Origin of the sequence: Serratia proteamaculans (assembly GCF_008830365.1) — a bacterium.
GTDB lineage: Bacteria > Pseudomonadota > Gammaproteobacteria > Enterobacterales > Enterobacteriaceae > Serratia > Serratia proteamaculans.
This window is the reverse complement of the sequence record NZ_WBKI01000002.1, coordinates 443,176-464,656: the sequence shown is the minus strand read 5'-3', so window position 1 is coordinate 464,656 and position 21,481 is coordinate 443,176. Positions and strand designations below refer to the sequence as shown.

Below are 21,481 nucleotides of genomic sequence, written 5' to 3'. Positions count from 1 at the left end.
ACATTACTGACCCAGCACGCGGGTGCGGATCACCTCGGCAATGCCTGGCTGCAGGTGATCGGCGATCACCAAATCGGCGCGTTGTTTGATAGCATCGTCGGCGTTGCCCATCGCCACACCCAGACCTACCGCTTCCAGCATGCTGAGATCGTTGTAGTTATCCCCGAAGGCCACCACCTGATCCATACTCAAGCCCTGAGACTCCACCCATTGTTGCAGGCGTTTCCCCTTGCTGTTGCCGCCTTTGGCGATGTCGACCTGATCGTGCCATGACCATTCACAGGCCAGTCCGAGTTCCTTCTCCACCGTCTCGGCGAAGCTGCGCAACGCAGGAATATCGGCGTGCGAGGTGGCGAACTTCCAGATCGACTGCGCCTCGTCGGCGGCCTGAACCAGGCTGTTGACCTGCAACAGGGTTGGGCGCTGTGCCGGCGGCAGAGTTTCTGCCCAGGCCAATGAACGGGTGACGTGGCCGCTCGCATCCTGATACAGCATGGCGTCGTCTACGTACATCAGGCCATGAATGTCGCTTTGCTTCAGCATCTGCAACACCAGCTTGGCCTGAGCTTTTTCCAGCGGATCGGCCGCCAGCACTTTTTTCTGCTGGAAGTCATACAGATAGGTGCCGTTACAGCAGATTGCCGGGGTATCTATCTCCAGCGCCTGATAGAACGGGTGGATCGCCACATGATGGCGACCGGTGACCACCACCACTTTGATACCGGCGGCGCGTGCCTGGGCCAGGGCCGCCAGCGACTGCGGTAAAATGCGTTTTTGGTTGTCCAGCAAGGTGCCATCCAAATCGAGGGCAATGACGCGGTAGCTCATAGGGTTCTCATTATTGTTAGCATCAAAATTAAACCGATGGTACACCGGATAAGCGATGGATAAAACCGCACAGATTTCATCTGCATCGCGGGGTTGTTATGTCACAGTGGTGAGGTAAGCTAGGGGAAACCGAAAAACCTGAAACCGGTTTCTCTTTTACCCTATTCAAGGAGAATTCATGAAGCAAATCGTTTATGTCGCCAGCCCGGAAAGCCAGCAAATTCACGTGTGGCAGTTAAGCGACACGGGTGCGTTAACATTGCTGCAGAGCGTTGAAGTGCCGGGCCAGGTCCAACCGATGGTGATCCACCCGGACAGAACGCATTTGTACGTCGGTGTGCGTCCGGCTTTCGGCATTGTCAGCTACCGCATTGAGGCGGATGGCACACTGCAACAGGCCGGTATGGCACCGCTGCCAGGCAGCCCAACCCATATCTCTACCGATTTACAGGGGCGTTTTCTGTTCTCCGCTTCTTACAGCGGCAACTGCGCCAGCGTCAGTCCGATCGGCCATGATGGCGTAGTGGTCGCTCCTATCCAGCAGATCGACGGTTTGACCGCGCCACACTCGGCCAATATCGACCCGACTAATCAGCTGCTGCTGGTGCCTTGCCTGAAAGAAGATCGCATTCGCCTGTTTAATCTGGACTTGCAAGGCGAACTGACGCCACACAGCCAGGAAGCCGTGGCGACCGCTAACGGCGCCGGTCCGCGTCATATGGCGTTCCACCATAACGACAAATATGCTTACTGCGTGAACGAGCTGGATGGCACGGTGGACGTGTTCGCCATCAGTGAAAACGGCGGTAAATATACCCTGGTGCAAACGCTGGACATCATGCCAGCCGATTTCACCGGCACTCGCTGGGCGGCGGATATCCACATCACGCCGAACGGCCGTTTCCTGTACACCAGTGACCGCACCGCCAGCATCCTGACTATTTTCAGCGTGTCCGAGGACGGCAGCAGCCTGTCAGTGGTCGGCTATCATCCGACCGAAGAGCAGCCGCGCGGCTTCAATATTGACCACAGCGGTCGCTTTGTGATTTCGTCCGGCCAGAAGTCCGATCATATCGGGGTATACGAGATTGATCAGGCCAGCGGCAAGCTGAGCACATTGGCGCGTTACCCTGTGGGGAAAGGGCCTATGTGGGTAAGCATCCTGGCTAAATAAAACCTGGGGGCGAATACATTCGCCCCTTAGTTTGCCAAAAAATCAGCTGTACTTCACCGTCAGCGTGGCACTGCCGAGGCTATGGAAGTGCACGTTAAAACCGACCAGCGCGCCGCTGGAGCCTTCATCCACCTCGATGCTTTCCACGTCCAGCGCATGCACTGTGAAGTGATAGCGGTGACTTTCGCCCTGCGGTGGGGCAGCGCCGCCGTAACCGGCGGAACCAAAATCGGTACGGGTCTGGATAGCACCGGCCGGTAAACCCCCTTTATCGGAGCCGGCGCCAGCGGGCAGTTCGCGCGTTGCCGCCGGAATATTGGCTACCACCCAGTGCCACCAGCCGGAGCCGGTTGGGGCATCGGGATCGTAAACCGAAATCACGAAGCTTTTAGTACCCTCCGGTACGCCATCCCAGGCGAGGTGCGGCGACAGGTTATCGCCGTGATAGCCCATGCCGTTAAACACCTGACGTTCCGGCATTTTTGCACCGTCTTGCAACTCATTGCTGTACAAACGAAAAGTCATGGTGACTCCTTGTTGTCGGTAAAAGCAGAGCCTTAAGCTAGATCGTTTTGCCGGAACAACACAAGCAGCATTGTACCTCGCCAGTCGCCTCACCTATGGGTTACCATAATTAACCGCGAGGCTACATTCGCGAAATCAATCATTCACAGCTCGATATAAAGTAACCATGATTTCATTAAAAAAACGCACGCCGTGGTTTGGCTGGCTGCGCCGCTGGGCCAAGGGCATCAAGCGCGATATTTATGCTCTTTGGCTGGCAGCCCGTGACCGGCGCACGCCCTGGTATGCCAAATTGATCGCCCTGCTGGTGGCGGGTTATGCGGTATCGCCTATCGATCTGATCCCGGACTTTATTCCGGTGCTGGGCTATCTGGACGACGTGATTATTGTGCCGCTGGGCATCATGCTGGCGGTGCGGTTGATCCCCAAGCCGCTGATGGCGGAGTTTCGGGAGAAAGCGCAGCGGCGCATCGATAATCCTACCGGCCGTATGGCTGCGGTGATGATTATTCTGCTGTGGGTGGGGTGTCTGGTGTTGCTGGCCCGTTATCTGGACCAGCATTGGTGATCGATTACTGTACCGCGGCCGTCACTGCGTCGGTCAAGCGGCTGAGTTGTTCAGGTTCAATGATGTACGGCGGCATTAAATAAATCAGTTTGCCAAAGGGCCGGATCCACACGCCACGCTCGACAAAGCCACGCTGTAGCTGCGCCACGTCGACAGATTCACGCATTTCCACCACGCCAATTGCCCCCAGCACCCGTACATCCGCCACTTTTGGCAGCGCCTTCAGCGGTAATAACCGCTGTTTCAATTGGCTTTCGATAGCGGCGACCTGCTGCTGCCAGCGGTTTTCCGCCAACAGTGACAGGCTGGCGTTAGCCACTGCGCAGGCCAGCGGGTTGCCCATAAAGGTAGGTCCGTGCATAAAGCAGCCCGCAGCGCCCTTACTGATGGTCTCCGCCACGTGACGGGTGGTCAGGGTGGCGGAAAGCGTCATATAGCCGCCGGTCAGCGCCTTGCCCAGGCACAAGATATCCGGCACCACGTCAGCATGTTCACAGGCGAACAGCTTGCCGGTGCGGCCGAAGCCGGTGGCGATTTCGTCGGCAATCAACAGCACCTGATGGCGGTCACACAGTTCACGCACCCGTTTGAGATAGGTCGGATGGTAGATGCGCATGCCACCGGCACCCTGAACCACCGGTTCGAGGATCACTGCCGCCACTTCCCCGGCATGCTGTTCCAGCAGGGCGGCAAACGGCGCGATATCATTTTCATCCCAGGCCTGATCGAAACCGCACTGCGGCGCGGTAGCGAACAGGTGTGGTGCCAGATAACCCTGATACAGGCTGTGCATTGAGTTGTCCGGATCGCACACCGACATCGCACCAAAGGTATCGCCATGATAGCCGTGACGCAGGGTCAAAATGCGTTGCCGCCGTTCCCCGCGCGCCTGCCAGTATTGCAGCGCCATCTTCAGCGACACCTCCACCGCCACCGAGCCGGAATCCGCCAGGAACACGCACTGCAATGCTTCCGGCGTCATGGCCACCAGGCTGCGGCACAGGGCAATAGCCGCAGGATGGGTAATGCCGCCGAACATCACGTGCGACATTTTTTCCAGCTGTTGCGTGGCAGCCAGGTTCAGCTGCGGGTGGTTATAGCCGTGAATGGCTGCCCACCAGGACGACATACCGTCAACCAGGCGTCGACCATTGGCCAACTGCAGTTCAACGCCGCTGGCGGCCTCTACCGGGTAACAGGGCAGTGGGTGACTCATTGAAGTGTAAGGGTGCCAGATATGGCGCTGGTCGAATTCAAGGTCGGAGGCAGTGATAGACATACTTGTAAACCAAATGATGTTCGTAATGGTTGACAGTATATCCACAATATCTAAACTGACGACACTTTTTTCATTTTTGGAGACGCCGTGATGGCCGATCGCATTCACTGGACAGTGGGTCTTGCCCAGACCCTGTTTGATAAACCCCTGCTTGAACTGTTGTTTGAAGCCCAGACGGTTCATCGCCAGCACTTTGACCCACGTCAGGTGCAGGTGAGCACGCTGTTATCAATCAAGACCGGCGCCTGTCCGGAAGACTGCAAGTACTGTCCGCAAAGTTCGCGCTACAAAACCGGCCTGGAGTCGGAGCGGCTAATGCAGGTGGAGCAGGTGCTGGAATCGGCGCGTAAGGCCAAGGCGAATGGATCGACCCGTTTCTGTATGGGAGCGGCGTGGAAAAACCCGCACGAGCGCGATATGCCTTACCTGCAACAGATGGTGCAAGGGGTGAAGGCGATGGGCATGGAAACCTGCATGACGCTGGGCACGCTGGATGGTACGCAGGCGGAACGGCTGGCGGATGCCGGGCTGGATTACTACAACCATAACCTGGACACCTCGCCGGAATTTTACGGCAATATCATCACCACTCGCAGCTATCAGGAACGTCTGGATACCCTGGGTAAAGTGCGCGGCGCGGGCATTAAAGTCTGTTCCGGCGGCATTGTCGGGCTGGGTGAAACGGTGCGTGACCGCGCCGGGCTGCTGGTGCAATTGGCCAATCTGCCGACGCCGCCGGAGAGCGTACCGATCAACATGCTGGTGAAGGTCAAAGGCACGCCGCTGGCCGATAACGAAGACGTCGATCCGTTTGATTTCATCCGCACCATTGCGGTGGCACGCATCATGATGCCGGCTTCTTACGTGCGTCTTTCCGCCGGCCGTGAGCAGATGAACGAGCAAACTCAGGCGATGTGCTTTATGGCCGGTGCCAACTCGATCTTCTATGGCTGCAAACTGCTGACTACGCCAAACCCGGAAGAAGACAAAGACCTGCAGTTGTTCCGCAAACTGGGCCTGAACCCGCAGCAGACCGAAACCGAGCACGGCGACAACCAGCAACAGCAGGCGCTGGCTGCGCAGTTGATGCAGGCGGATACCGCTGAGTTTTACAACGCGGCACTGTAATGAGCTGGCAACAACGCATTGAACAAGCGCTGGAGGAGCGGCAACAGAGCGCCGCTTACCGCCGTCGCCAGGTGAATCAGGGCGGCAATGGTCGCCATATTCAGCTTAATGGCGAGCATTACCTGAATTTCTCCGGCAATGACTACCTTGGCCTGAGCCAGAATGCCCAGGTGATCGCCGCCTGGCAGCAGGGCGCGCAGCAGTATGGGGTCGGCAGCGGTGGCTCTGGTCACGTTACCGGTTTTTCTACGGCACATCAGGTGCTGGAACAGCAACTGGCGGACTGGCTTGGCTACCCGCGTGCGTTGCTGTTTATCTCTGGCTATGCCGCCAATCAGGCGCTGCTGGCGGCTCTGATGCAGGCCGAGGATCGTATTTTAGCCGACCGGCTCAGCCATGCTTCTTTACTGGAGGCGGCTGCCCACTCACCGGCCCAGTTGCGTCGTTTTCGTCATAATCAGCCCCAGGCGCTGGCTGATTTACTCGCCAAACCCTGCGACGGTCAAATGTTGGCGGTGACCGAAGGGGTATTCAGCATGGACGGCGACAGTGCGCCACTGGCGGAGCTGCACCGTTTGACCCGCGCGGCGGGGGCCTGGCTGATGGTCGATGACGCCCACGGTATCGGCGTACACGGCGAGCAGGGGCGCGGCAGTTGCTGGCAGCAGGGTGTACGGCCCGAACTGTTGGTGGTCACTTTCGGCAAAGCCTTTGGCCTCAGCGGTGCCGCAGTGTTGTGTGATGAACCCACCGCCGAATATCTGCTGCAGTTTGCCCGCCATTTGATTTACAGCACCTCGATGCCACCGGCGCAGGCTTGCGCATTGCAGGCGGCGTTGCATTGCATTCAACAGGGCGACGAATTGCGTGCCCGGCTGCAGGATAATATTCAGCGTCTCCGTCAGGGGGCAGCCCAGTTGTCGCTCAGCCTGACGGAGTCGGTTACCGCCATACAGCCTTTGCTGGTGGGTGATAACCAACGAGCGCTCGATCTGGCGCAAAGTCTGCGCGAACAGGGGCTGTGGGTGAGCGCTATTCGTCCGCCAACGGTGCCACCGGGCGGGGCGCGTCTGCGTATTACCCTGACGGCGGCGCATCAACCGCAGGATATCGATCGTCTGCTGGAGGTATTGCATGACGTCAGCCTTTGAGCCGGTCAACAAGCAGGCGGTCGCCTCGGCTTTCAGCCGTGCGGCGGGCAGTTATGATTCGGCGGCGGCACTGCAACGCGACGTCGGTGAGCGCTTGCTGGAGATGGGGGCGGAGCATCGGGGCGAGCAACTGCTCGATGCAGGTTGTGGCACCGGTCACTTTAGCCGTCGCTGGCGCGAACTCGGCAAGCAGGTCACCGCGCTCGATCTGGCGCCGGGCATGTTGGCATTCGCCCGCCAGCAGCAGGCTGCGGACCACTATCTGTTGGGGGATATCGAAAATGTGCCGCTGCCTGCGGCCGCGGTGGATATCTGTTTCAGCAGCCTGGTGGTGCAATGGTGCAGCGATTTACCGCGCGCTTTGGCGGAGTTGTACCGGGTAACCCGGCCGGGTGGCGTGATTTTGTTTTCTACCCTGGCGGAAGGATCGCTGGGCGAACTGGGCGATGCCTGGCAGCAGGTAGACGGCGAACGCCATGTGAACGACTTTCTGCCGCTGGCGCAGATCGACGCGGCCTGCGCCGGCTATCGTCACCGTCTGGAGACGGAGCGGCAAACCCTGCATTATCCTGATGTGATGGCGCTGATGCGATCGCTCAAGGGGATCGGCGCCACCCATTTGCATCAGGGGCGCGAAGCCGGTTTGCTGTCCCGTCGGCGGCTTGCCGCCTTGCAGGCTGCCTATCCGCGCCATGGTGGACAATTCCCGCTCAGCTATCATCTGGTTTATGGAGTGATTTATCGTGATTAAGCGTTGGTTCGTCACCGGCACCGATACCGAAGTGGGTAAAACCGTGGCCAGCAGCGCCTTGTTGCAGGCGGCCAATTCGGCGGGTTATCGCACGGCTGGTTACAAGCCGGTCGCTTCCGGCAGTGACATGACGGCCGAGGGGCTGCGCAACGGCGATGCGCTGGCATTGCAGGCCAACAGCGCCGTGGCGCTGAGCTACGAAGAAGTGAATCCTTATGTGTTTGCCGAACCGACTTCGCCGCACATTGTCAGTGCCGACGAGGGGCGGCCAATCGAGCTAGCCCGGCTTTCCGCCGGTCTGCGCCACCTGGAGCAAAGGGCTGACTGGGTGTTGATCGAGGGGGCAGGCGGTTGGTTTACGCCGCTTTCCGGGCAGCATACCTTCGCCGACTGGGTACAGCGGGAGCAACTGCCGGTGATCCTGGTGGTGGGCATCAAACTGGGTTGCATTAACCATGCCGTGCTGACCGCGCAGGCGATCCAACAGGCGGGATTGTCGCTGGTGGGCTGGGTTGCCAACGACGTCAGTGCGCCGGGCCTTCGCCATCAGGAATATCTGACCACGCTGCGCCGCATGCTGCCAGCGCCATTGCTGGGAGAGATCCCCCATCTGGCCGAACCCGAACGGCAGGCTTTGGGGCACTATCTTGATTTGAGCGTTTTATAACAGTTGTTTTTGAACCAGAGATACCTAGGCTTGGCGCTCCTCGGTGCGCTCTCCCTAATAACGGGCTTTGCCAGCAGTCTGAACTGGGGAAGTATTTTCCCCAGTTCACGGCCTCAAACTGCCAGGTAGGCATTAATCAACTCCTCGTCCAACTGTTCCAGCGTGCCATCGGCTACGCTGCGCCCCTGATCCATCAGGCAGAAACGGTCCGCCACGCGACGGACAAACGGCAGCTTGTGTTCCACCAGCAGGATAGTCATACCCAGTTCGCGGTTAAGTTTGCGGATCACGTTACCGATATCGGCAGCAATGGTGGGTTGCACGCCGTTGGTGGGTTCATCGAGGATCAACAGTTCCGGCTCCAGCACCAGGGCGCGACCAATCGCCAGTTGCTGCTGCTCGCCGTCGCACAAATCGCCGGCTCTGCGGCTGCGCATTTCTCGCAGGTTGGGGAACAGGTTATAAATCAAAGGCGGAATGCGGCGGTTTTTATCGCGGCCGGCCATCAGCGCTACCTGCAGGTTTTCCTCTACGCTGAGCTGCGAAAAGATTTGTCGTCCTTGCGGAACATAGCTGATCCCCAGCGCGGTGCGGGTTTCCACCGGTTGCCGCAGCAGGTTTTGTGGCGGTTCATCCGCCAACTGCCAGGTCATGCTGCCACTGACCACCGGCAAATGGCCCATGATGCAGTTCACCAGCGTGGTCTTGCCCACGCCGTTACGGCCGATAAGCACCGTGCACTGGCCGCGCGGCAATTCCAGATTGATGTCCCACAGGGTATGGGTTTGCCCGTAAAACTGATTCACTGACCTTAAACTCAACATCCGGCATTCTCCTCAAAGAATCGTATTCCACTCCTTGCCACCGTTTTCACAGTAGCGGTTTCTTTCCCGAGTGCTTTAATGTCCAGAATAAAGTGCTGAATGACTGCCTTTTACCAGGCAGTTTAAATTCGGGTAAAACAAGTGATACATAGGCAGAAAACGCAGTTATTGTCGGCTTGTCCGTGCTCTTTAGTCTTTATCAAGTAAAGAGCGGTTGTTTTACTTCCGTCCGTACGCAAAATTACAGCGGATAATTCCGCCATTACATCCCGGTTATTTATCCCGATCGAACTTTTGCCACCCAAGGGTAATGCAACCCTTGGGCCAACTTTATAAAACCGTTAAAAACAGGATTGTTATTGCCTTGTTAACGGTTTTTCGCGCCAGGACGGGCCTGGCGGACCAAGTGAAAATAGAGGGGAAAGTTAACGCGGACGATTTTTGCACTCTTCCAGTGCTGCGAAGAATGCTTATGGTGCAAACTATTTCGTCGGTTGTAGCAAGATGCATCAGGTGATGGCAGCAATGAGATAAATCCGTTTTTGGCAATGGGGCTTTTTAGCATTAATCGGCATAACCAAAGCGATATTATTGTGAAAAAATAACTAAAAAAGTCATCTTGGCGGACAGAAACGGCAAAAAGCGCTCTTTCTGCAACTCCCAGCCGGGGCGGGGTGGTGAGAGTTATCCACCATTCCTGTGGATAACCTTGTGCATTAGATTGAGAAAACTGGTTTAAAGTGAGAGCGGACGCGGGTTCTGTTCGCTTTGTCCGCAATCTCGTCTTTTTTGTAAAATCATTAATTATCAATATTTTAACTAAAATCAAGCGGCCAATGTATTGATGAAGTCTCTATGTATGATTTTTGGCCGCAGTGCTATCAATAAGTTAATTCGTGACGGATTTTGGGGATAAATCTGTTATTGACAATAAAAATGTCACGCGGCTGTAACCCCAACGGTGCATTCGGCCTGGTTTGGCGCACGCTTAAGCGACGAATCGCTTGAAGCTGGTTTTATATCCAGTATCATAGGCACTGGCAAAAATCGCCGGGGCTTTCCATAATTAGAGGCCATCAATTGAGCATCAGCTCAATGGCCGCCTGAGCGCGCACATCTCCACAGGGTAGCCGAGTCCATGAGTAAAGTTTTCAAACTGCATTCCGAATTCAAACCGGCCGGCGATCAGCCACAAGCCATCAGCAAGCTGGAAGAGGGCCTGGAAAACGGTCTGGCACACCAGACGCTGCTGGGCGTTACCGGGTCGGGCAAGACATTTACCGTCGCCAATGTGATAGCCGATCTGAACCGGCCCACCATGGTGCTGGCACCTAACAAAACGCTGGCGGCGCAGCTGTACGGCGAGATGAAAGAGTTCTTTCCCGAGAATGCGGTCGAGTATTTTGTTTCTTACTACGACTACTACCAACCGGAAGCCTACGTACCCAGCTCCGACACCTTTATCGAAAAAGATGCTGCGGTGAACGAACACATCGAGCAGATGCGTCTTTCCGCGACCAAAGCATTGCTGGAGCGCCGCGATGTGATCGTGGTGGCGTCGGTCTCGGCGATTTACGGCCTGGGCGATCCCGATCTGTATCTGAAGATGATGCTGCACCTGACCAAGGGCATGATCATCGATCAGCGTTCGATCCTGCGTCGTTTGGCGGAGCTGCAATATGCCCGCAACGATCAGGCCTTCCAGCGCGCAACCTTCCGCGTCCGCGGCGAGGTGATCGACGTCTTCCCGGCGGAGTCAGACGAGTTGGCGCTGCGCATCGAGCTGTTTGATGAGGAAGTCGAGCGGCTTTCGCTGTTTGATCCTTTGACCGGCCAGATCGAACAGGTGGTCCAGCGTTTTACCATTTACCCGAAGTCGCACTACGTGACGCCGCGTGAGCGGATCCTGCAGGCGATGGAAGAGATCAAAGTGGATCTGGCCGAGCGGCGCAAGGTGTTGCTGGCCAACAACAAGTTGCTGGAAGAACAGCGCCTGACGCAGCGCACCCAGTTTGATCTGGAGATGATGAACGAACTGGGCTACTGCTCCGGCATTGAAAACTATTCGCGCTACCTGTCCGGACGTAAAGAGGGCGAGCCACCGCCGACGCTGTTTGATTATTTACCGGCGGATGGCCTGCTGGTGGTCGATGAATCCCACGTCACCATTCCGCAAATCGGCGCTATGTACAAGGGCGACCGTTCGCGCAAAGAGACGCTGGTGGAATACGGTTTCCGCCTGCCGTCGGCGCTGGACAACCGCCCGATGCGCTTTGAAGAGTTTGAAGCTTTGGCGCCGCAGACCATTTATGTGTCTGCCACGCCGGGCAAATATGAGCTGGAGAAGTCCGGCGACGATATTATCGATCAGGTGGTGCGCCCTACCGGCTTGCTGGATCCTCTAATAGAAGTCAGGCCGGTGACCACCCAGGTGGATGACCTGCTGTCTGAAATTCGCAAGCGGGTGGCAATCAACGAACGCGTACTGGTCACAACCCTGACCAAACGCATGGCGGAAGACCTGACCGAATATCTCGAAGAGCACGGCGAGCGGGTACGCTATCTGCACTCGGACATCGATACAGTGGAACGGGTCGAAATCATTCGTGACCTGCGCCTGGGCGAGTTTGACGTGCTGGTGGGTATCAACCTGTTGCGTGAGGGGCTGGACATGCCTGAGGTGTCGCTGGTGGCGATTCTGGACGCAGATAAAGAAGGCTTCCTGCGTTCCGAACGTTCGTTAATCCAGACCATTGGTCGTGCGGCGCGTAATCTCAATGGTAAAGCGATCCTCTACGGTGACAGAATTACCGACTCGATGGCCAGGGCGATAAGCGAGACCGAACGTCGTCGCGCCAAACAGCAGGCGTTCAACGAAGAAAATGGCATCGTGCCGCAGGGCCTGAACAAGAAAGTTTCCGATGTATTGCAGCTGGGCAAACCGGGTAATCGCGGCAAGGGCCGAGGGAAAGGCAAGGCGGCGGTAAACGCCGCGCAATATCAACACCTCACGCCAAAAGCCCTTGATCAAAAAATCCGCGAGCTGGAAGCGCAAATGTATACCCACGCACAGAATCTGGAGTTCGAGTTGGCGGCAGGCTTGCGTGATGAGATCCACCAGCTGCGCGAGCAGTTTATCGCTATTTCGTGACCGGTTGGGGCGCCGCCAGGGGGGGCGCTGCCAAACATAAAATCCTTGTCGCCTCCGCCAAAGCTGATTATGGTGTGCGGCCAATTGACTACTACGAGCTGCAGACCATGACCGAACACCAGTCCAAAGACCCGATGCACGGCGTCACTCTGGAACAACTTTTAAATAAACTGGTGGAGAACTACGGCTGGTCAGGGCTGGCTGAACGCATTCGCATCAACTGCTTCAGCAGCGATCCCAGCATTAAATCCAGCCTGAAGTTTCTGCGCCGCACGCCGTGGGCGCGCAAGCAGGTGGAAGATCTTTATATCGATATGGTCGAGAAGGCCGCCAGCGATAACCCGTGGTTGCGCGGCGGCCAGTAAAGCCTTAACCGCGGGCACCCAACTCTATCAATGCCTGATCCAGCGCCTGGCGCAGCAACTGACGGTCGTGGCGGTAAGGGATATCTGTCGCTTCCAGCGGTTGTTTAATCACCACCCGATCCTGTACTTCGCTGGCATCTACCGTCGGCCCAACAATCAGCGCGTCGATCATCCGGCGGCCAATTTTCTCTTCCATCAGCTCCAGCTTGTTCTTTAGCGTCAGGGCGGCTGCGGCAACGCTCAGTTCGCGGCCCAGATTGCCGATATAAATCATATTGGCGCTGCTGCGACGTAACGCCTGTGTAAGGTCATCGAGCAGCAGCAGCGGCATCAGGCTGGTCAGGAAGCTGCCAGGGCCGATCAGGATCACATCGGCCTGTGCGATGGCGTCCAGCGCCTCTCGCGTAGCATGGACGTGCGGTGACAGCATCAGTTCCTGCGGCATGTCAGTCAGTTGATCGACATTCACTTCACCGTAAACATGGTTGCCTTCATGGTCATGCGCCATCAGATCCACCGGTTGCTCGGACATCGGGATCAACGCGGCGTCCACCTTCAGCAAGCTGCGTACCAGATTGATCGCCTCCAGTGGACGCACGCTGAGGTGATCCAACGCCTTCAGCATCAGGTTGCCGAGGTTATGCCCCGAGAGTTCACCATTGCCGCTAAAGCGGTACTCGAACATCGCGGAGGCTACGCTCGGTTCGGTAATCAGCTGATTCAGGCAGTTACGGGTATCGCCCCAGGCAATGCCGCCTTCTGAACGGCGAATACGGCCAGTGGAACCGCCGTTATCGGTGGTGGTGACAATACCGGTTAAACGGGATCCTAAAGACGACAGGGAAGACATCACGCGGCCAAGACCATGACCACCACCTAATGCCACCACCCGATCGAGATCGGCCAGGGTACGATTACGCATAAATTTCCTTACAAAGGGGCTTAACTGCCCGCATAAAGTAGCGGATTTGGCGTAAAAACGCGAAAAAGAGTGTGATTTGCGTGATTCCGGTCAATTCGTCTGCGTAAAGGGCGTTTATCATGGTTTACCCGATTTGGAATCGCCTAAAAACGCTGTATACACAATTATATAGCGAAATTGGGCGTTGGCTATCGCCTTTGTTTAGCGCTAGAATTCTGATGAAAACCACGGTTTCGTTCCGGCTACTCAGGCAGCGGGAACTGAAACCAAAACTCCTAGCCTCTGGGCCTACGTTGTTCTGGTGAACGATATGGCGCTTGGGCCGTGGCGAAGTCAGCCACCAGGGTGCAGGGCGGAAACGCTCGCATCTCCCGACTTTGGAAGGTGTTATGGTGCCGCAACTCATTGATGCTTATGAGCGCAAGTTCTATTACTTGCGCCTGTCGATCACCGACGTGTGTAACTTTCGTTGCACCTACTGTCTGCCGGATGGCTATCGCCCTAACGGCAGTCCGAAAACCTTCTTGTCGCTGGATGAGATCCGACGTGTCAGCCGCGCATTCGCCGAACTGGGCACCGAAAAGGTGCGCCTGACGGGCGGTGAACCTTCGCTGCGTCGCGATTTTACCGAGATCATCGCCGCCGTGCGTGAAAACCCTGCCGTTCGCCAGCTTGCCGTGACCACCAATGGTTATCGTCTGGCTCGCGACGTCATGGCCTGGCGTGATGCCGGGCTGACGGCGATCAACGTCAGCGTCGACAGTCTGGACCCCCGTCAATTTCACGCCATTACCGGTCAGGACAAATTCCGCCAGGTGATGGAGGGCATCGACGCCGCCTTTACCGCTGGGTTCAGCAAGGTAAAGGTCAACGCGGTGCTGATGCGAGACGTTAACCACCAGCAACTGGGCGCTTTCCTGCACTGGATAAAAGACCGTCCGATCCAACTGCGTTTTATCGAACTGATGGAAACCGGCGAAGGCGGTGATTTGTTCCGCAAACACCACGTGTCTGGCGAAGTGATCCGTTCGCAACTGGAACAGCAGGGTTGGCAACTGCAACCGCGCGGCCGCAGCGACGGCCCGGCGCAGGTGTTTAGCCACCCGGATTACCAGGGCGAAGTGGGTTTAATCATGCCGTATGAAAAAGATTTCTGTGCCAGCTGCAACCGGCTGCGGGTTTCCGCCATCGGTAATCTGCATCTGTGCCTGTTCGGTGAGCAGGGTATTAGCCTGCGCGATCTGTTGGCGGATGACGGCCAGCTTGAGGAATTGAAGGATCGCATTCAGGGCGGGCTGCGGACCAAAAAGCAGACCCATTTCCTGCACCAGGGCAACAGCGGCATCACGCAGAACCTGTCGTTTATCGGCGGCTAAATTTTTCTAAATTGCACGGGAGCAAGCAATGAGTCATGCCAGCAGTGAATTCATTCCGGCGCATATCGCCATTCTGACCGTTTCGGACAGTCGCGGTGAAGCAGAAGACACCTCGGGCCAGTATCTGCAGGAAGCCGCGCTTGAAGCCGGGCATCGGGTGGTGGGCCGCGCCATTGTCAAAGACGATAAATATCAAATCCGCGCACGCATCTCCGCGTGGATCGCCGACGAGCAGGTTCAGGCCGTGCTGATCACCGGCGGCACCGGTTTTACCGCCAGGGACAATACCCCGGAAGCGCTGCTGCCGCTGTTCGATCGTGAAGTGGAAGGGTTCGGCGAACTGTTCCGCATGGTGTCCTATGAAGAGATTGGCACTGCCACTATTCAGTCGCGTGCACTGGCCGGAATGGCCAATCAGACGGTGATTTTTGCCATGCCTGGCTCGACTCGTGCCTGCCGCACCGCTTGGGAACGTATTATTGAAGAGCAGTTGGACGCGCGTCACCGCCCGTGCAACTTCCTGCCACATTTGAAGAAATAAAAACTATGACGCAGCTAACCCACATTAATGCCGCGGGCGAAGCCCATATGGTCGACGTTTCCGCCAAGGCAGAGACGGTGCGCGAGGCGCGTGCCGAGGCCTTCGTTGAAATGTTGCCGACCACGCTGGCGATGATTATCGAGGGTAGCCACCATAAGGGAGATGTGTTCGCCACGGCGCGCATTGCCGGTATTCAGGCGGCGAAGCGCACCTGGGAGTTGATCCCGCTGTGCCACCCGTTGATGCTGAGCAAGGTTGAAGTGCAGTTGGAAGCGCAGCCGGAACACAGCCGGGTGCGGATTGAAACCTGCTGTCGGTTGACCGGCAAAACCGGCGTCGAAATGGAAGCCTTGACTGCCGCTTCGGTGGCTGCATTGACCATTTACGACATGTGCAAGGCGGTACAAAAAGACATGGTGATCGGCCCGGTGCGGCTGCTGGCGAAAAGCGGCGGTAAATCCGGTGATTTTAAGGTGGAACTATGATTAACATTCTGTTTTTTGCCCAGGTACGCGAGCTGGTTGGCACCGGCGATCTGTCGATGCCGGCGGATTATCCAACGGTAGAGGCGCTGCGTAAGGCGCTGTGCGAACGTGGCGATCGCTGGGCGTTGGCATTGGAGTCCGGCAAGCTGTTGACCGCGGTGAATCAGTCGCTGGTGGCGGCAGAGCATCCGTTGCGCGCCGGTGACGAAGTCGCTTTCTTTCCACCGGTAACCGGAGGTTAATGGTGGAAAATACCCGTATCCGCGTGGGGAAAGCGCCGTTCAACGTCGGCGAAGAATACCAGTGGCTGGCGCAGTGCGACGACGACGGTGCCGTGGTGACCTTTACCGGCAAGGTACGTAACCATAATCTGGGCGATAACGTCAGCGCGCTGACGCTGGAACACTACCCAGGCATGACCGAAAAAGCGCTGGCGGAAATCGTGGACGAAGCACGCAGCCGCTGGCCATTGCAGCGCGCGACGGTGATCCACCGCGTGGGTGAGCTGTTCCCAGGCGATGAGATTGTGTTTGTCGGCGTGACCAGCGCGCACCGCAGCATGGCGTTTGAGGCCAGCGAGTTCATCATGGACTACCTGAAAACCCGCGCCCCGTTCTGGAAGCGCGAAGCCGTTGGTCAGGGCGACCGCTGGGTTGACGCACGCGACAGCGATCGTCAGGCGGCGGAACGCTGGCATAAAGCGGCTAAATAATCGGTAAACAGCAGAAATATATCAATACCTTTGCAACTTTCAGGTTAGGTTTTATGTGGTAGGCTTATAGCAGGCCGAGTCTCGTAAAATGGGACTCAAATCTTGTTCCACACGCAAAAGGTAACCGTCATGGACCGATATCCACGCTCTAATGGTTCAATCGTCGAACGTGCCAACAGCGGCATTCAGGCTTATATGGCGCAGGTATACGGCTGGATGACCTGTGGCATGCTGTTGACGGCGTTTGTATCCTGGTACGCGGCCAACACGCCCGCGATCCTTAACTTTATCTTCTCCAGCCAGATCACCTTCTTCGGCCTGATTATCGCGCAGCTGGGTCTGGTGTTCGTGATTTCCGGCATGGTCAATCGTCTCAGTGGCACGGTCGCCACCTCGCTGTTTATGTTGTATTCGGCGCTGACCGGGTTGACGCTTTCCAGCATTTTTATCGCCTATACCTACAGCTCGATCGCCAGTACTTTTGTGGTGACCGCCGGCATGTTCGGTGCGATGAGCCTGTACGGCTACACCACCAAGCGTGACCTGAGCGGTTTCGGCAGCATGCTGTTTATGGCGCTGATCGGTATCGTACTGGCTTCGCTGGTCAATATCTGGCTGAAAAGCACTGCGCTGATGTGGGCGATTACCTATATCGGTGTGGTGGTATTTGTCGGCCTGACGGCGTATGACACTCAAAAACTGAAAGCGGTGGGCGAGCAGTTGAACGCCGATGACAAAGACAGCTTCCGCAAGTACGCCATCGTCGGCGCGCTGACGCTGTACCTTGATTTCATCAACCTGTTCCTGATGTTGCTGCGCATTTTCGGCAACCGCCGCTAAATCCGTCGTCTTTCAAGCTGCAGCGTTGTTGTCTGTGCTCGCATATCCCAGTCACTTACTTAAGTAAGCTCCTGAGGATACACGAGCTTGTCGCCTAGCCGCAGCATGAAATCCATAGGATTTACAGCGAATAGAAAGACTCTGCGATCTCGATCGCAGAGTCTTTTTTTATGCAATTTTACGGCGGAACATGGCATAGGCAGCGCTGCCGGTGGTGGCGGTGATCGCCAGCAGTGGCCACAGGCTGTGCCAGATGATGCTGAAACTGGCGTCCTTCAGGTAGATCTGCTTGGTGATATCGGTGAAGTGGCGGATGGGATTGGCCCAGGTGAGGTTTTGCAGCCACACCGGCATGTTCTCCACCGGTGAGACATAACCGGAAAGTAGGATCGCCGGCATCATAAACACGAACACGCCGATAAATGCCTGTTGCTGGGTGGCGCACAGCGACGAAATCAGTAGACCGAACCCCACCAAAGACAATCCGTAAACCAGCATGGTGCCGTAGAACAGCAGTAGCGAACCGGCGAACGGGATCTGATAGATAAAGATGCCAATCAGCAACACGATGCTGGCCTGGAAGGTAGCGACGATCAGCGCCGGTACCGCTTTACCGATAAAAATCTGCCAGGTGGTCAACGGTGACACCAGCAACTGCTCCAGCGTGCCCTGTTCGCGTTCTCGCGCTACCGACAATGAGGTGACAATCAGCACGCCAATGGTAGTGATCATGGCGATCAGTGAAGGCACTACAAACCATTTGTAGTCCAGATTCGGGTTATACCAGTTGCGCACCACCAGCTCGCTGTTGTTCGGCTTGGCGCGACCGCCGATCAGTTCATTCTGATAGTCCTGCACAATTTGCTGAATATAGTTGGCGGCGATCTGCGCGCTGTTGGAGTTGCGCCCATCGAGCAACAATTGCAGCGGGGCCGTATTACCGCTTGCGATATCACGCGAGAACTGGGCCGGGAAGCGGATCAGCAGCAGGGCCTTTTGGTTATCGATGGTGGTTTGTATTTCCTGCGGGCTGCGCAACAGCAACACATGCGAGAAGGCCTTGGCTTTGGCGAAGCGCTGGGTCAGCTCGACCGAGGCATGACCGCTGTCTTCGCTATAGACCGCGATGGTGGCGTTGGTCACCTCCAGCGTGGCGGCGAACGGGAACAGCAGCACCTGCAGGATAACCGGCATAATCAGGATGGCACGGGTCTGCGGATCGCGCAGCAGCGACTGCATTTCCTTTATGATTAACGTCCAGAGACGATGAAACATCGAATTCCCCTTAATCCAGCCGCCGCTGGGTTTTCCAGGCCGTCAGGCCGATAAACACCACCGCCGAAGCGATCAGGAACAGCAAGTTAATCATCAACACCGTACCGACGTTGCCCGCCAGGAACAGCGTTTGCAGCGTGCTGACGAAATAGCGTGCCGGAATGATGTAGGTCACGGCGCGCACGATGGCCGGCATGCTGTCGATCTGGAAGATAAAGCCGGACAGCATGATCGAAGGCAGAAAGGCCGCGTTCAGCGCCACCATTGCCGCGTTGAACTGGTTGCGGGTAATGGTAGAAATCAGCAGCCCCATGCCGAGCGTACTGGCAAGGAACAGGCTGCTGATGACGAATAAAATCAGCAGCGAGCCGCGATAGGGCACGCCGAGCACCCATACCGACACCGCCATACATAGCACCATGGCGATCATGCCGAGAAAATAGTAGGGCACCAGCTTCGACAGCAGCAGCTCTGTGCGCGTTACCTGGGTGGAAAGCAGCGCCTCCATGGTGCCGCGCTCCCACTCACGGGCGATCACCAGTGAGGTGAGGATAGCGCCGATCACCGTCATGATAATGGTGATGGCACCGGGAATAATGTAGTGCCGACTGATGGCCGCCGGGTTAAACCAATAGCGCATCTGTACATCGATTAACGGTTTTTCCTCACGCCCATTATCGGTGGCACGCTGTTGCTGCCAGACTTGCCATACTCCTTGGGTGTAGCCCTGGACAAAGTTGGCGGTGTTCGGCTCGCTGCCGTCAGTAATAATTTGTATCGGTGCGCTGTCGTGCGGTCGCGCCATGCGTTGGGCAAAATCATTGGGGATCACTACCAGTCCACGAATGCGCCCGGCCTGCATCAGTTGGATCAACTGCTGGCGGTTGTCGCTGATGGTCGGCTCGATATAGGGCGAACCGGCAAAGGCATTGGCCAAATCACGTGCCTCTTCGCTCTGCTGTTCCATCAGAATGCCTAGCCTCAGCTTGCTGGAGTCCAGGTTGATGCCGTAGCCGAAGATAAACAGCAGCATTAATGGGATGACAAAGGCGATCAGCCCACTGCTCGGATCGCGCAGGATTTGCCGCGTCTCTTTCAGGCACAGTGCACGCAGCCGCCGCCAGGAAAAACCACTGTCATCGCGGGGGGCGTTTTTTTCGCTCATGGCTATTTTTGGGCTCATGGCTGCTCCTCCTGATCATAACCCTGCACCAGCTCGATAAACGCCTGTTCCATTGATGGATTGGGGTTATCGCTGCTGGCGACCTGGTGCTTGAGATCGTCCGGCGTGCCGGCGGCGATGATCTTGCCGCGATACACCAGCCCGATGCGATCGCAGTATTCCGCCTCGTCCATAAAGTGGGTGGTCACCATCACCGTCACGCCTTTATCCACCATGCCGTTGATATGCAGCCAGAATTCACGCCGGGTCAGGGGATCGACGCCGGAGGTCGGTTCATCGAGAAACAGAATATCCGGCTCGTGCATCAGTGCGCAGGCCAGCGCCAGCCGCTGTTTGAAGCCCAGTGGCAGCGAGTCCGGCGTCTGGTTGAGGATCGGGCCAAAGTTGAAGGCGTTGGACATCTCGCTGATTTTATCGCGCTGCGCCTTGCCGCTCAGGCCATAAACGCCGGAAAAGAACTTGAGGTTTTGTGCCACCGTCAGGTTGCCGTACAGCGAGAATTTCTGCGCCATATACCCCAAATGCTGGCGTGCCTTGCCGGAGCTTGTTTTCAGATCCATGCCCAGCACCAAGGCCTTGCCTTCGGTCGGCACCAGCAACCCACACATCATTTTAAAGGTGGTGGATTTACCGGCACCGTTCGGGCCGAGCAGGCCGAAAATCTCGCCGCGCTGCACTTTGAAGTCCACGTGATCGGTGGCGGCAAAGTCGCCGAATTTCTTGGTTAGCCCCTGCGCTTCGATCACCGTTTCCGTGCTTTCTCCCTCGACGGTCGGCATGATCTCCGCCAGCGCCGATTTGTTGTTTGGCCCGCCGCCGAGCAGATCGATAAACGCATCTTCAAAGCGAGGATCCGCTTCGCTCAGTTCCGCATCCGGCAGATCCAATGCTTGCAGGACCTGCCGATGATCTTCGCCTTGCTTGAGGATCAGCCGCAGGTACTTGCCCTGGATCACGCCGTCGGTGACCGCCGGCAGGCAGATCGCCCGTTGCAGCAGGGCGCGGTGGCTACCGGTCGGCGGCGCGATCAGCACCGTGCGCCCGGCCATCCGTTGGGTAAGATCTTTCGGCGCGCCGCTGAACAGCAACTCGCCCTCGTTGAGCAGCAGCACTTCGCGGCACTGTTCGGCTTCGTCCAGATAAGAGGTGCTCCACAGGATCAGCATGCCGTCGTTGGCCAGTTCATGCACCATGCGCCACAGTTCACGGCGTGAGATCGGATCGACGCCGACCCCCGGCTCATCCAGCAACAGCACCTGCGGTTGGCCGACCAGCGTACAGGCCAGCCCGAGTTTTTGTTTCATGCCGCCGGAAAGTTTGCCCGCCAGCCGGCTGGTAAAGCGGGCGAGATCGGTAAATGTCAGCAGCCGATCGAAGGTTTGCTTGCGGAGATCGCCGGTGACGCCGCGCAGATCGGCGTACAGCGTCAGGTTTTCCATCACCGTCAGATCTTCATACAGACCGAACTTTTGCGGCATGTAGCCGAGGATGGCGTGCAACTGACGATCCTGGGCGATCGGATCCAACCCGGCGACGCGCAGCGTGCCGCTGCTGGGTTTGAGCAATCCAGCCAGCATACGCAGCAGGGTGGTTTTACCGGCACCGTCCGGGCCAACCAGCCCGGTGACCGCGCCGCTGGTCAGCCGGGTGGTCAGGCTGGCGACCGCCGGTTTTTCCAATGACGGGAAACGCTTTTCCAGTGCCTCAAGCTCAATGACCTGTTCCATCACCGCTCC

At 57.1% G+C, this 21,481-nt stretch carries 22 protein-coding genes and 1 riboswitch; of the genes, 14 read left to right on the top strand and 8 right to left on the bottom strand.

Translation table 11 applies throughout. The features are described 5' to 3' along the window. Positions 1-3: 3 nt before the first annotated feature. Entirely contained in the window at positions 4-828 is an 825-nt protein-coding gene (locus tag F8R23_RS11180) for a pyridoxal phosphatase (protein ID WP_151415635.1), read from the bottom strand. 178 nt (positions 829-1,006) lie between these two features. Here F8R23_RS11180 and pgl point away from each other — a divergent pair, with 178 nt between their 5' ends. Continuing rightward, entirely contained in the window at positions 1,007-2,002 is a 996-nt protein-coding gene (gene pgl, locus F8R23_RS11175; RefSeq protein ID WP_129938560.1) for a 6-phosphogluconolactonase, read from the top strand. 42 nt (positions 2,003-2,044) lie between these two features. On the opposite strand, the gene F8R23_RS11170 is transcribed toward pgl, so the two are convergent. Further along, entirely contained in the window at positions 2,045-2,527 is a 483-nt protein-coding gene (locus F8R23_RS11170) for a kinase inhibitor (protein WP_112350094.1), read from the bottom strand. A 166-nt stretch (positions 2,528-2,693) separates the two neighbouring features. Between F8R23_RS11170 and F8R23_RS11165 the strand changes: the two genes are divergently transcribed. Next, complete coding sequence (locus F8R23_RS11165) at positions 2,694-3,095, top strand: YkvA family protein (RefSeq protein WP_129938559.1); 402 nt, start codon at positions 2,694-2,696, stop codon at positions 3,093-3,095. Positions 3,096-3,099: 4 nt separating this feature from the next. On the opposite strand, the gene bioA is transcribed toward F8R23_RS11165, so the two are convergent. Next, positions 3,100-4,374 carry an adenosylmethionine--8-amino-7-oxononanoate transaminase gene (bioA, locus tag F8R23_RS11160; RefSeq protein WP_151415634.1) on the bottom strand — a complete coding sequence of 425 codons (1,275 nt, stop codon included), beginning with the start codon at positions 4,372-4,374 and terminating at the stop codon, positions 3,100-3,102. A 90-nt stretch (positions 4,375-4,464) separates the two neighbouring features. On the opposite strand from bioA, the gene bioB reads away from it, so the two are divergent. Genes bioB through bioD form a run of 4 tightly spaced genes read left to right on the top strand, consistent with a single transcriptional unit; the run spans position 4,465 to position 8,071 of the window. Then, complete coding sequence (gene bioB / locus F8R23_RS11155) at positions 4,465-5,502, top strand: biotin synthase BioB (RefSeq protein ID WP_012005745.1); 1,038 nt, start codon at positions 4,465-4,467, stop codon at positions 5,500-5,502. After that, the gene (gene bioF, locus F8R23_RS11150; RefSeq protein ID WP_151415633.1) at positions 5,502-6,653 is read left to right on the top strand and encodes an 8-amino-7-oxononanoate synthase; all 1,152 of its coding nucleotides are present in this window, start codon (positions 5,502-5,504) and stop codon (positions 6,651-6,653) included. The genes bioB and bioF overlap by 1 nt, the downstream gene beginning before the upstream one ends. Beyond that, entirely contained in the window at positions 6,637-7,404 is a 768-nt protein-coding gene (gene bioC, locus F8R23_RS11145) for a malonyl-ACP O-methyltransferase BioC (RefSeq protein WP_129938557.1), read from the top strand. Before bioF ends, bioC begins: the two co-directional genes overlap by 17 nt. Then, entirely contained in the window at positions 7,397-8,071 is a 675-nt protein-coding gene (gene bioD, locus F8R23_RS11140; RefSeq protein WP_129938556.1) for a dethiobiotin synthase, read from the top strand. The genes bioC and bioD overlap by 8 nt, the downstream gene beginning before the upstream one ends. 113 nt (positions 8,072-8,184) lie before the next feature. On the opposite strand, the gene F8R23_RS11135 is transcribed toward bioD, so the two are convergent. Beyond that, positions 8,185-8,895, bottom strand: coding sequence for an ATP-binding cassette domain-containing protein (locus F8R23_RS11135; RefSeq protein WP_129935713.1), 711 nt, complete (start codon positions 8,893-8,895; stop codon positions 8,185-8,187). Positions 8,896-10,033: 1,138 nt separating this feature from the next. Here F8R23_RS11135 and uvrB point away from each other — a divergent pair. Together uvrB and F8R23_RS11125 are read left to right on the top strand one after the other, a co-directional pair. Continuing rightward, the gene (gene uvrB / locus F8R23_RS11130; RefSeq protein WP_129935711.1) at positions 10,034-12,046 is read left to right on the top strand and encodes an excinuclease ABC subunit UvrB; all 2,013 of its coding nucleotides are present in this window, start codon (positions 10,034-10,036) and stop codon (positions 12,044-12,046) included. A gap of 107 nt (positions 12,047-12,153) precedes the next feature. Further along, complete coding sequence (locus F8R23_RS11125) at positions 12,154-12,411, top strand: VF530 family protein (RefSeq protein WP_112350229.1); 258 nt, start codon at positions 12,154-12,156, stop codon at positions 12,409-12,411. A 4-nt stretch (positions 12,412-12,415) separates the two neighbouring features. Here the strand turns inward: F8R23_RS11125 and F8R23_RS11120 are convergent, their stop codons facing one another. Then, positions 12,416-13,333, bottom strand: coding sequence for a gluconeogenesis factor YvcK family protein (locus F8R23_RS11120; RefSeq protein ID WP_129935709.1), 918 nt, complete (start codon positions 13,331-13,333; stop codon positions 12,416-12,418). A gap of 260 nt (positions 13,334-13,593) precedes the next feature. Beyond that, positions 13,594-13,736: riboswitch (molybdenum cofactor riboswitch) on the top strand. On the opposite strand from F8R23_RS11120, the gene moaA reads away from it, so the two are divergent. From moaA to F8R23_RS11090, 6 genes are all read left to right on the top strand, one after another. Further along, positions 13,723-14,709, top strand: a complete 987-nt coding sequence (moaA, locus tag F8R23_RS11115; protein ID WP_165366370.1) for a GTP 3',8-cyclase MoaA — start codon at positions 13,723-13,725, stop codon at positions 14,707-14,709. It overlaps the preceding riboswitch by 14 nt. 28 nt (positions 14,710-14,737) lie before the next feature. Continuing rightward, a complete protein-coding gene (gene moaB / locus F8R23_RS11110) occupies positions 14,738-15,250 on the top strand; it encodes a molybdenum cofactor biosynthesis protein B (RefSeq protein WP_129935707.1) in 513 nt (170 codons plus the stop codon). A 5-nt stretch (positions 15,251-15,255) separates the two neighbouring features. Continuing rightward, complete coding sequence (moaC, locus tag F8R23_RS11105; RefSeq protein ID WP_012005756.1) at positions 15,256-15,735, top strand: cyclic pyranopterin monophosphate synthase MoaC; 480 nt, start codon at positions 15,256-15,258, stop codon at positions 15,733-15,735. Beyond that, entirely contained in the window at positions 15,732-15,977 is a 246-nt protein-coding gene (gene moaD / locus F8R23_RS11100) for a molybdopterin synthase sulfur carrier subunit (RefSeq protein WP_012005757.1), read from the top strand. Before moaC ends, moaD begins: the two co-directional genes overlap by 4 nt. 2 nt (positions 15,978-15,979) lie before the next feature. Then, positions 15,980-16,447, top strand: coding sequence for a molybdopterin synthase catalytic subunit MoaE (gene moaE / locus F8R23_RS11095; RefSeq protein ID WP_129936111.1), 468 nt, complete (start codon positions 15,980-15,982; stop codon positions 16,445-16,447). Positions 16,448-16,576: 129 nt separating this feature from the next. Continuing rightward, positions 16,577-17,287, top strand: a complete 711-nt coding sequence (locus tag F8R23_RS11090; protein ID WP_151415632.1) for a Bax inhibitor-1/YccA family protein — start codon at positions 16,577-16,579, stop codon at positions 17,285-17,287. Between the two features lie 168 nt (positions 17,288-17,455). Here the strand turns inward: F8R23_RS11090 and F8R23_RS11085 are convergent, their stop codons facing one another. The 3 genes from F8R23_RS11085 to F8R23_RS11075 are packed head-to-tail and all read right to left on the bottom strand — an operon-like array spanning position 17,456 to position 21,472. Beyond that, positions 17,456-18,562: an ABC transporter permease gene (locus F8R23_RS11085; RefSeq protein WP_129935705.1), complete on the bottom strand. Its 1,107-nt coding sequence runs from the start codon at positions 18,560-18,562 to the stop codon at positions 17,456-17,458. A gap of 10 nt (positions 18,563-18,572) precedes the next feature. Continuing rightward, the gene (locus F8R23_RS11080; RefSeq protein WP_390900933.1) at positions 18,573-19,745 is read right to left on the bottom strand and encodes an ABC transporter permease; all 1,173 of its coding nucleotides are present in this window, start codon (positions 19,743-19,745) and stop codon (positions 18,573-18,575) included. Continuing rightward, complete coding sequence (locus F8R23_RS11075) at positions 19,742-21,472, bottom strand: ATP-binding cassette domain-containing protein (RefSeq protein WP_129935703.1); 1,731 nt, start codon at positions 21,470-21,472, stop codon at positions 19,742-19,744. Before F8R23_RS11075 ends, F8R23_RS11080 begins: the two co-directional genes overlap by 4 nt. Between the last annotated feature and the right edge of the window lie 9 nt (positions 21,473-21,481).

Bases quoted from the DNA above. Each gene is read 5' to 3' on its own strand.
- F8R23_RS11180 (WP_151415635.1), bottom strand. From the start codon at position 828: ATGAGCTACCGCGTCATTGCCCTCGATTTGGATGGCACCTTGCTGGAC.
- pgl (WP_129938560.1), top strand. From the start codon at position 1,007: ATGAAGCAAATCGTTTATGTCGCCAGCCCGGAAAGCCAGCAAATTCAC.
- F8R23_RS11170 (WP_112350094.1), bottom strand. From the start codon at position 2,527: ATGACTTTTCGTTTGTACAGCAATGAGTTGCAAGACGGTGCAAAAATG.
- F8R23_RS11165 (WP_129938559.1), top strand. From the start codon at position 2,694: ATGATTTCATTAAAAAAACGCACGCCGTGGTTTGGCTGGCTGCGCCGC.
- bioA (WP_151415634.1), bottom strand. From the start codon at position 4,374: ATGTCTATCACTGCCTCCGACCTTGAATTCGACCAGCGCCATATCTGG.
- bioB (WP_012005745.1), top strand. From the start codon at position 4,465: ATGGCCGATCGCATTCACTGGACAGTGGGTCTTGCCCAGACCCTGTTT.
- bioF (WP_151415633.1), top strand. From the start codon at position 5,502: ATGAGCTGGCAACAACGCATTGAACAAGCGCTGGAGGAGCGGCAACAG.
- bioC (WP_129938557.1), top strand. From the start codon at position 6,637: ATGACGTCAGCCTTTGAGCCGGTCAACAAGCAGGCGGTCGCCTCGGCT.
- F8R23_RS11135 (WP_129935713.1), bottom strand. From the start codon at position 8,895: ATGTTGAGTTTAAGGTCAGTGAATCAGTTTTACGGGCAAACCCATACC.
- uvrB (WP_129935711.1), top strand. From the start codon at position 10,034: ATGAGTAAAGTTTTCAAACTGCATTCCGAATTCAAACCGGCCGGCGAT.
- F8R23_RS11125 (WP_112350229.1), top strand. From the start codon at position 12,154: ATGACCGAACACCAGTCCAAAGACCCGATGCACGGCGTCACTCTGGAA.
- F8R23_RS11120 (WP_129935709.1), bottom strand. From the start codon at position 13,333: ATGCGTAATCGTACCCTGGCCGATCTCGATCGGGTGGTGGCATTAGGT.
- moaA (WP_165366370.1), top strand. From the start codon at position 13,723: ATGGTGCCGCAACTCATTGATGCTTATGAGCGCAAGTTCTATTACTTG.
- moaB (WP_129935707.1), top strand. From the start codon at position 14,738: ATGAGTCATGCCAGCAGTGAATTCATTCCGGCGCATATCGCCATTCTG.
- moaC (WP_012005756.1), top strand. From the start codon at position 15,256: ATGACGCAGCTAACCCACATTAATGCCGCGGGCGAAGCCCATATGGTC.
- moaD (WP_012005757.1), top strand. From the start codon at position 15,732: ATGATTAACATTCTGTTTTTTGCCCAGGTACGCGAGCTGGTTGGCACC.
- F8R23_RS11090 (WP_151415632.1), top strand. From the start codon at position 16,577: ATGGACCGATATCCACGCTCTAATGGTTCAATCGTCGAACGTGCCAAC.
- F8R23_RS11085 (WP_129935705.1), bottom strand. From the start codon at position 18,562: ATGTTTCATCGTCTCTGGACGTTAATCATAAAGGAAATGCAGTCGCTG.
- F8R23_RS11080 (WP_390900933.1), bottom strand. From the start codon at position 19,745: ATGAGCCCAAAAATAGCCATGAGCGAAAAAAACGCCCCCCGCGATGAC.
- F8R23_RS11075 (WP_129935703.1), bottom strand. From the start codon at position 21,472: ATGGAACAGGTCATTGAGCTTGAGGCACTGGAAAAGCGTTTCCCGTCA.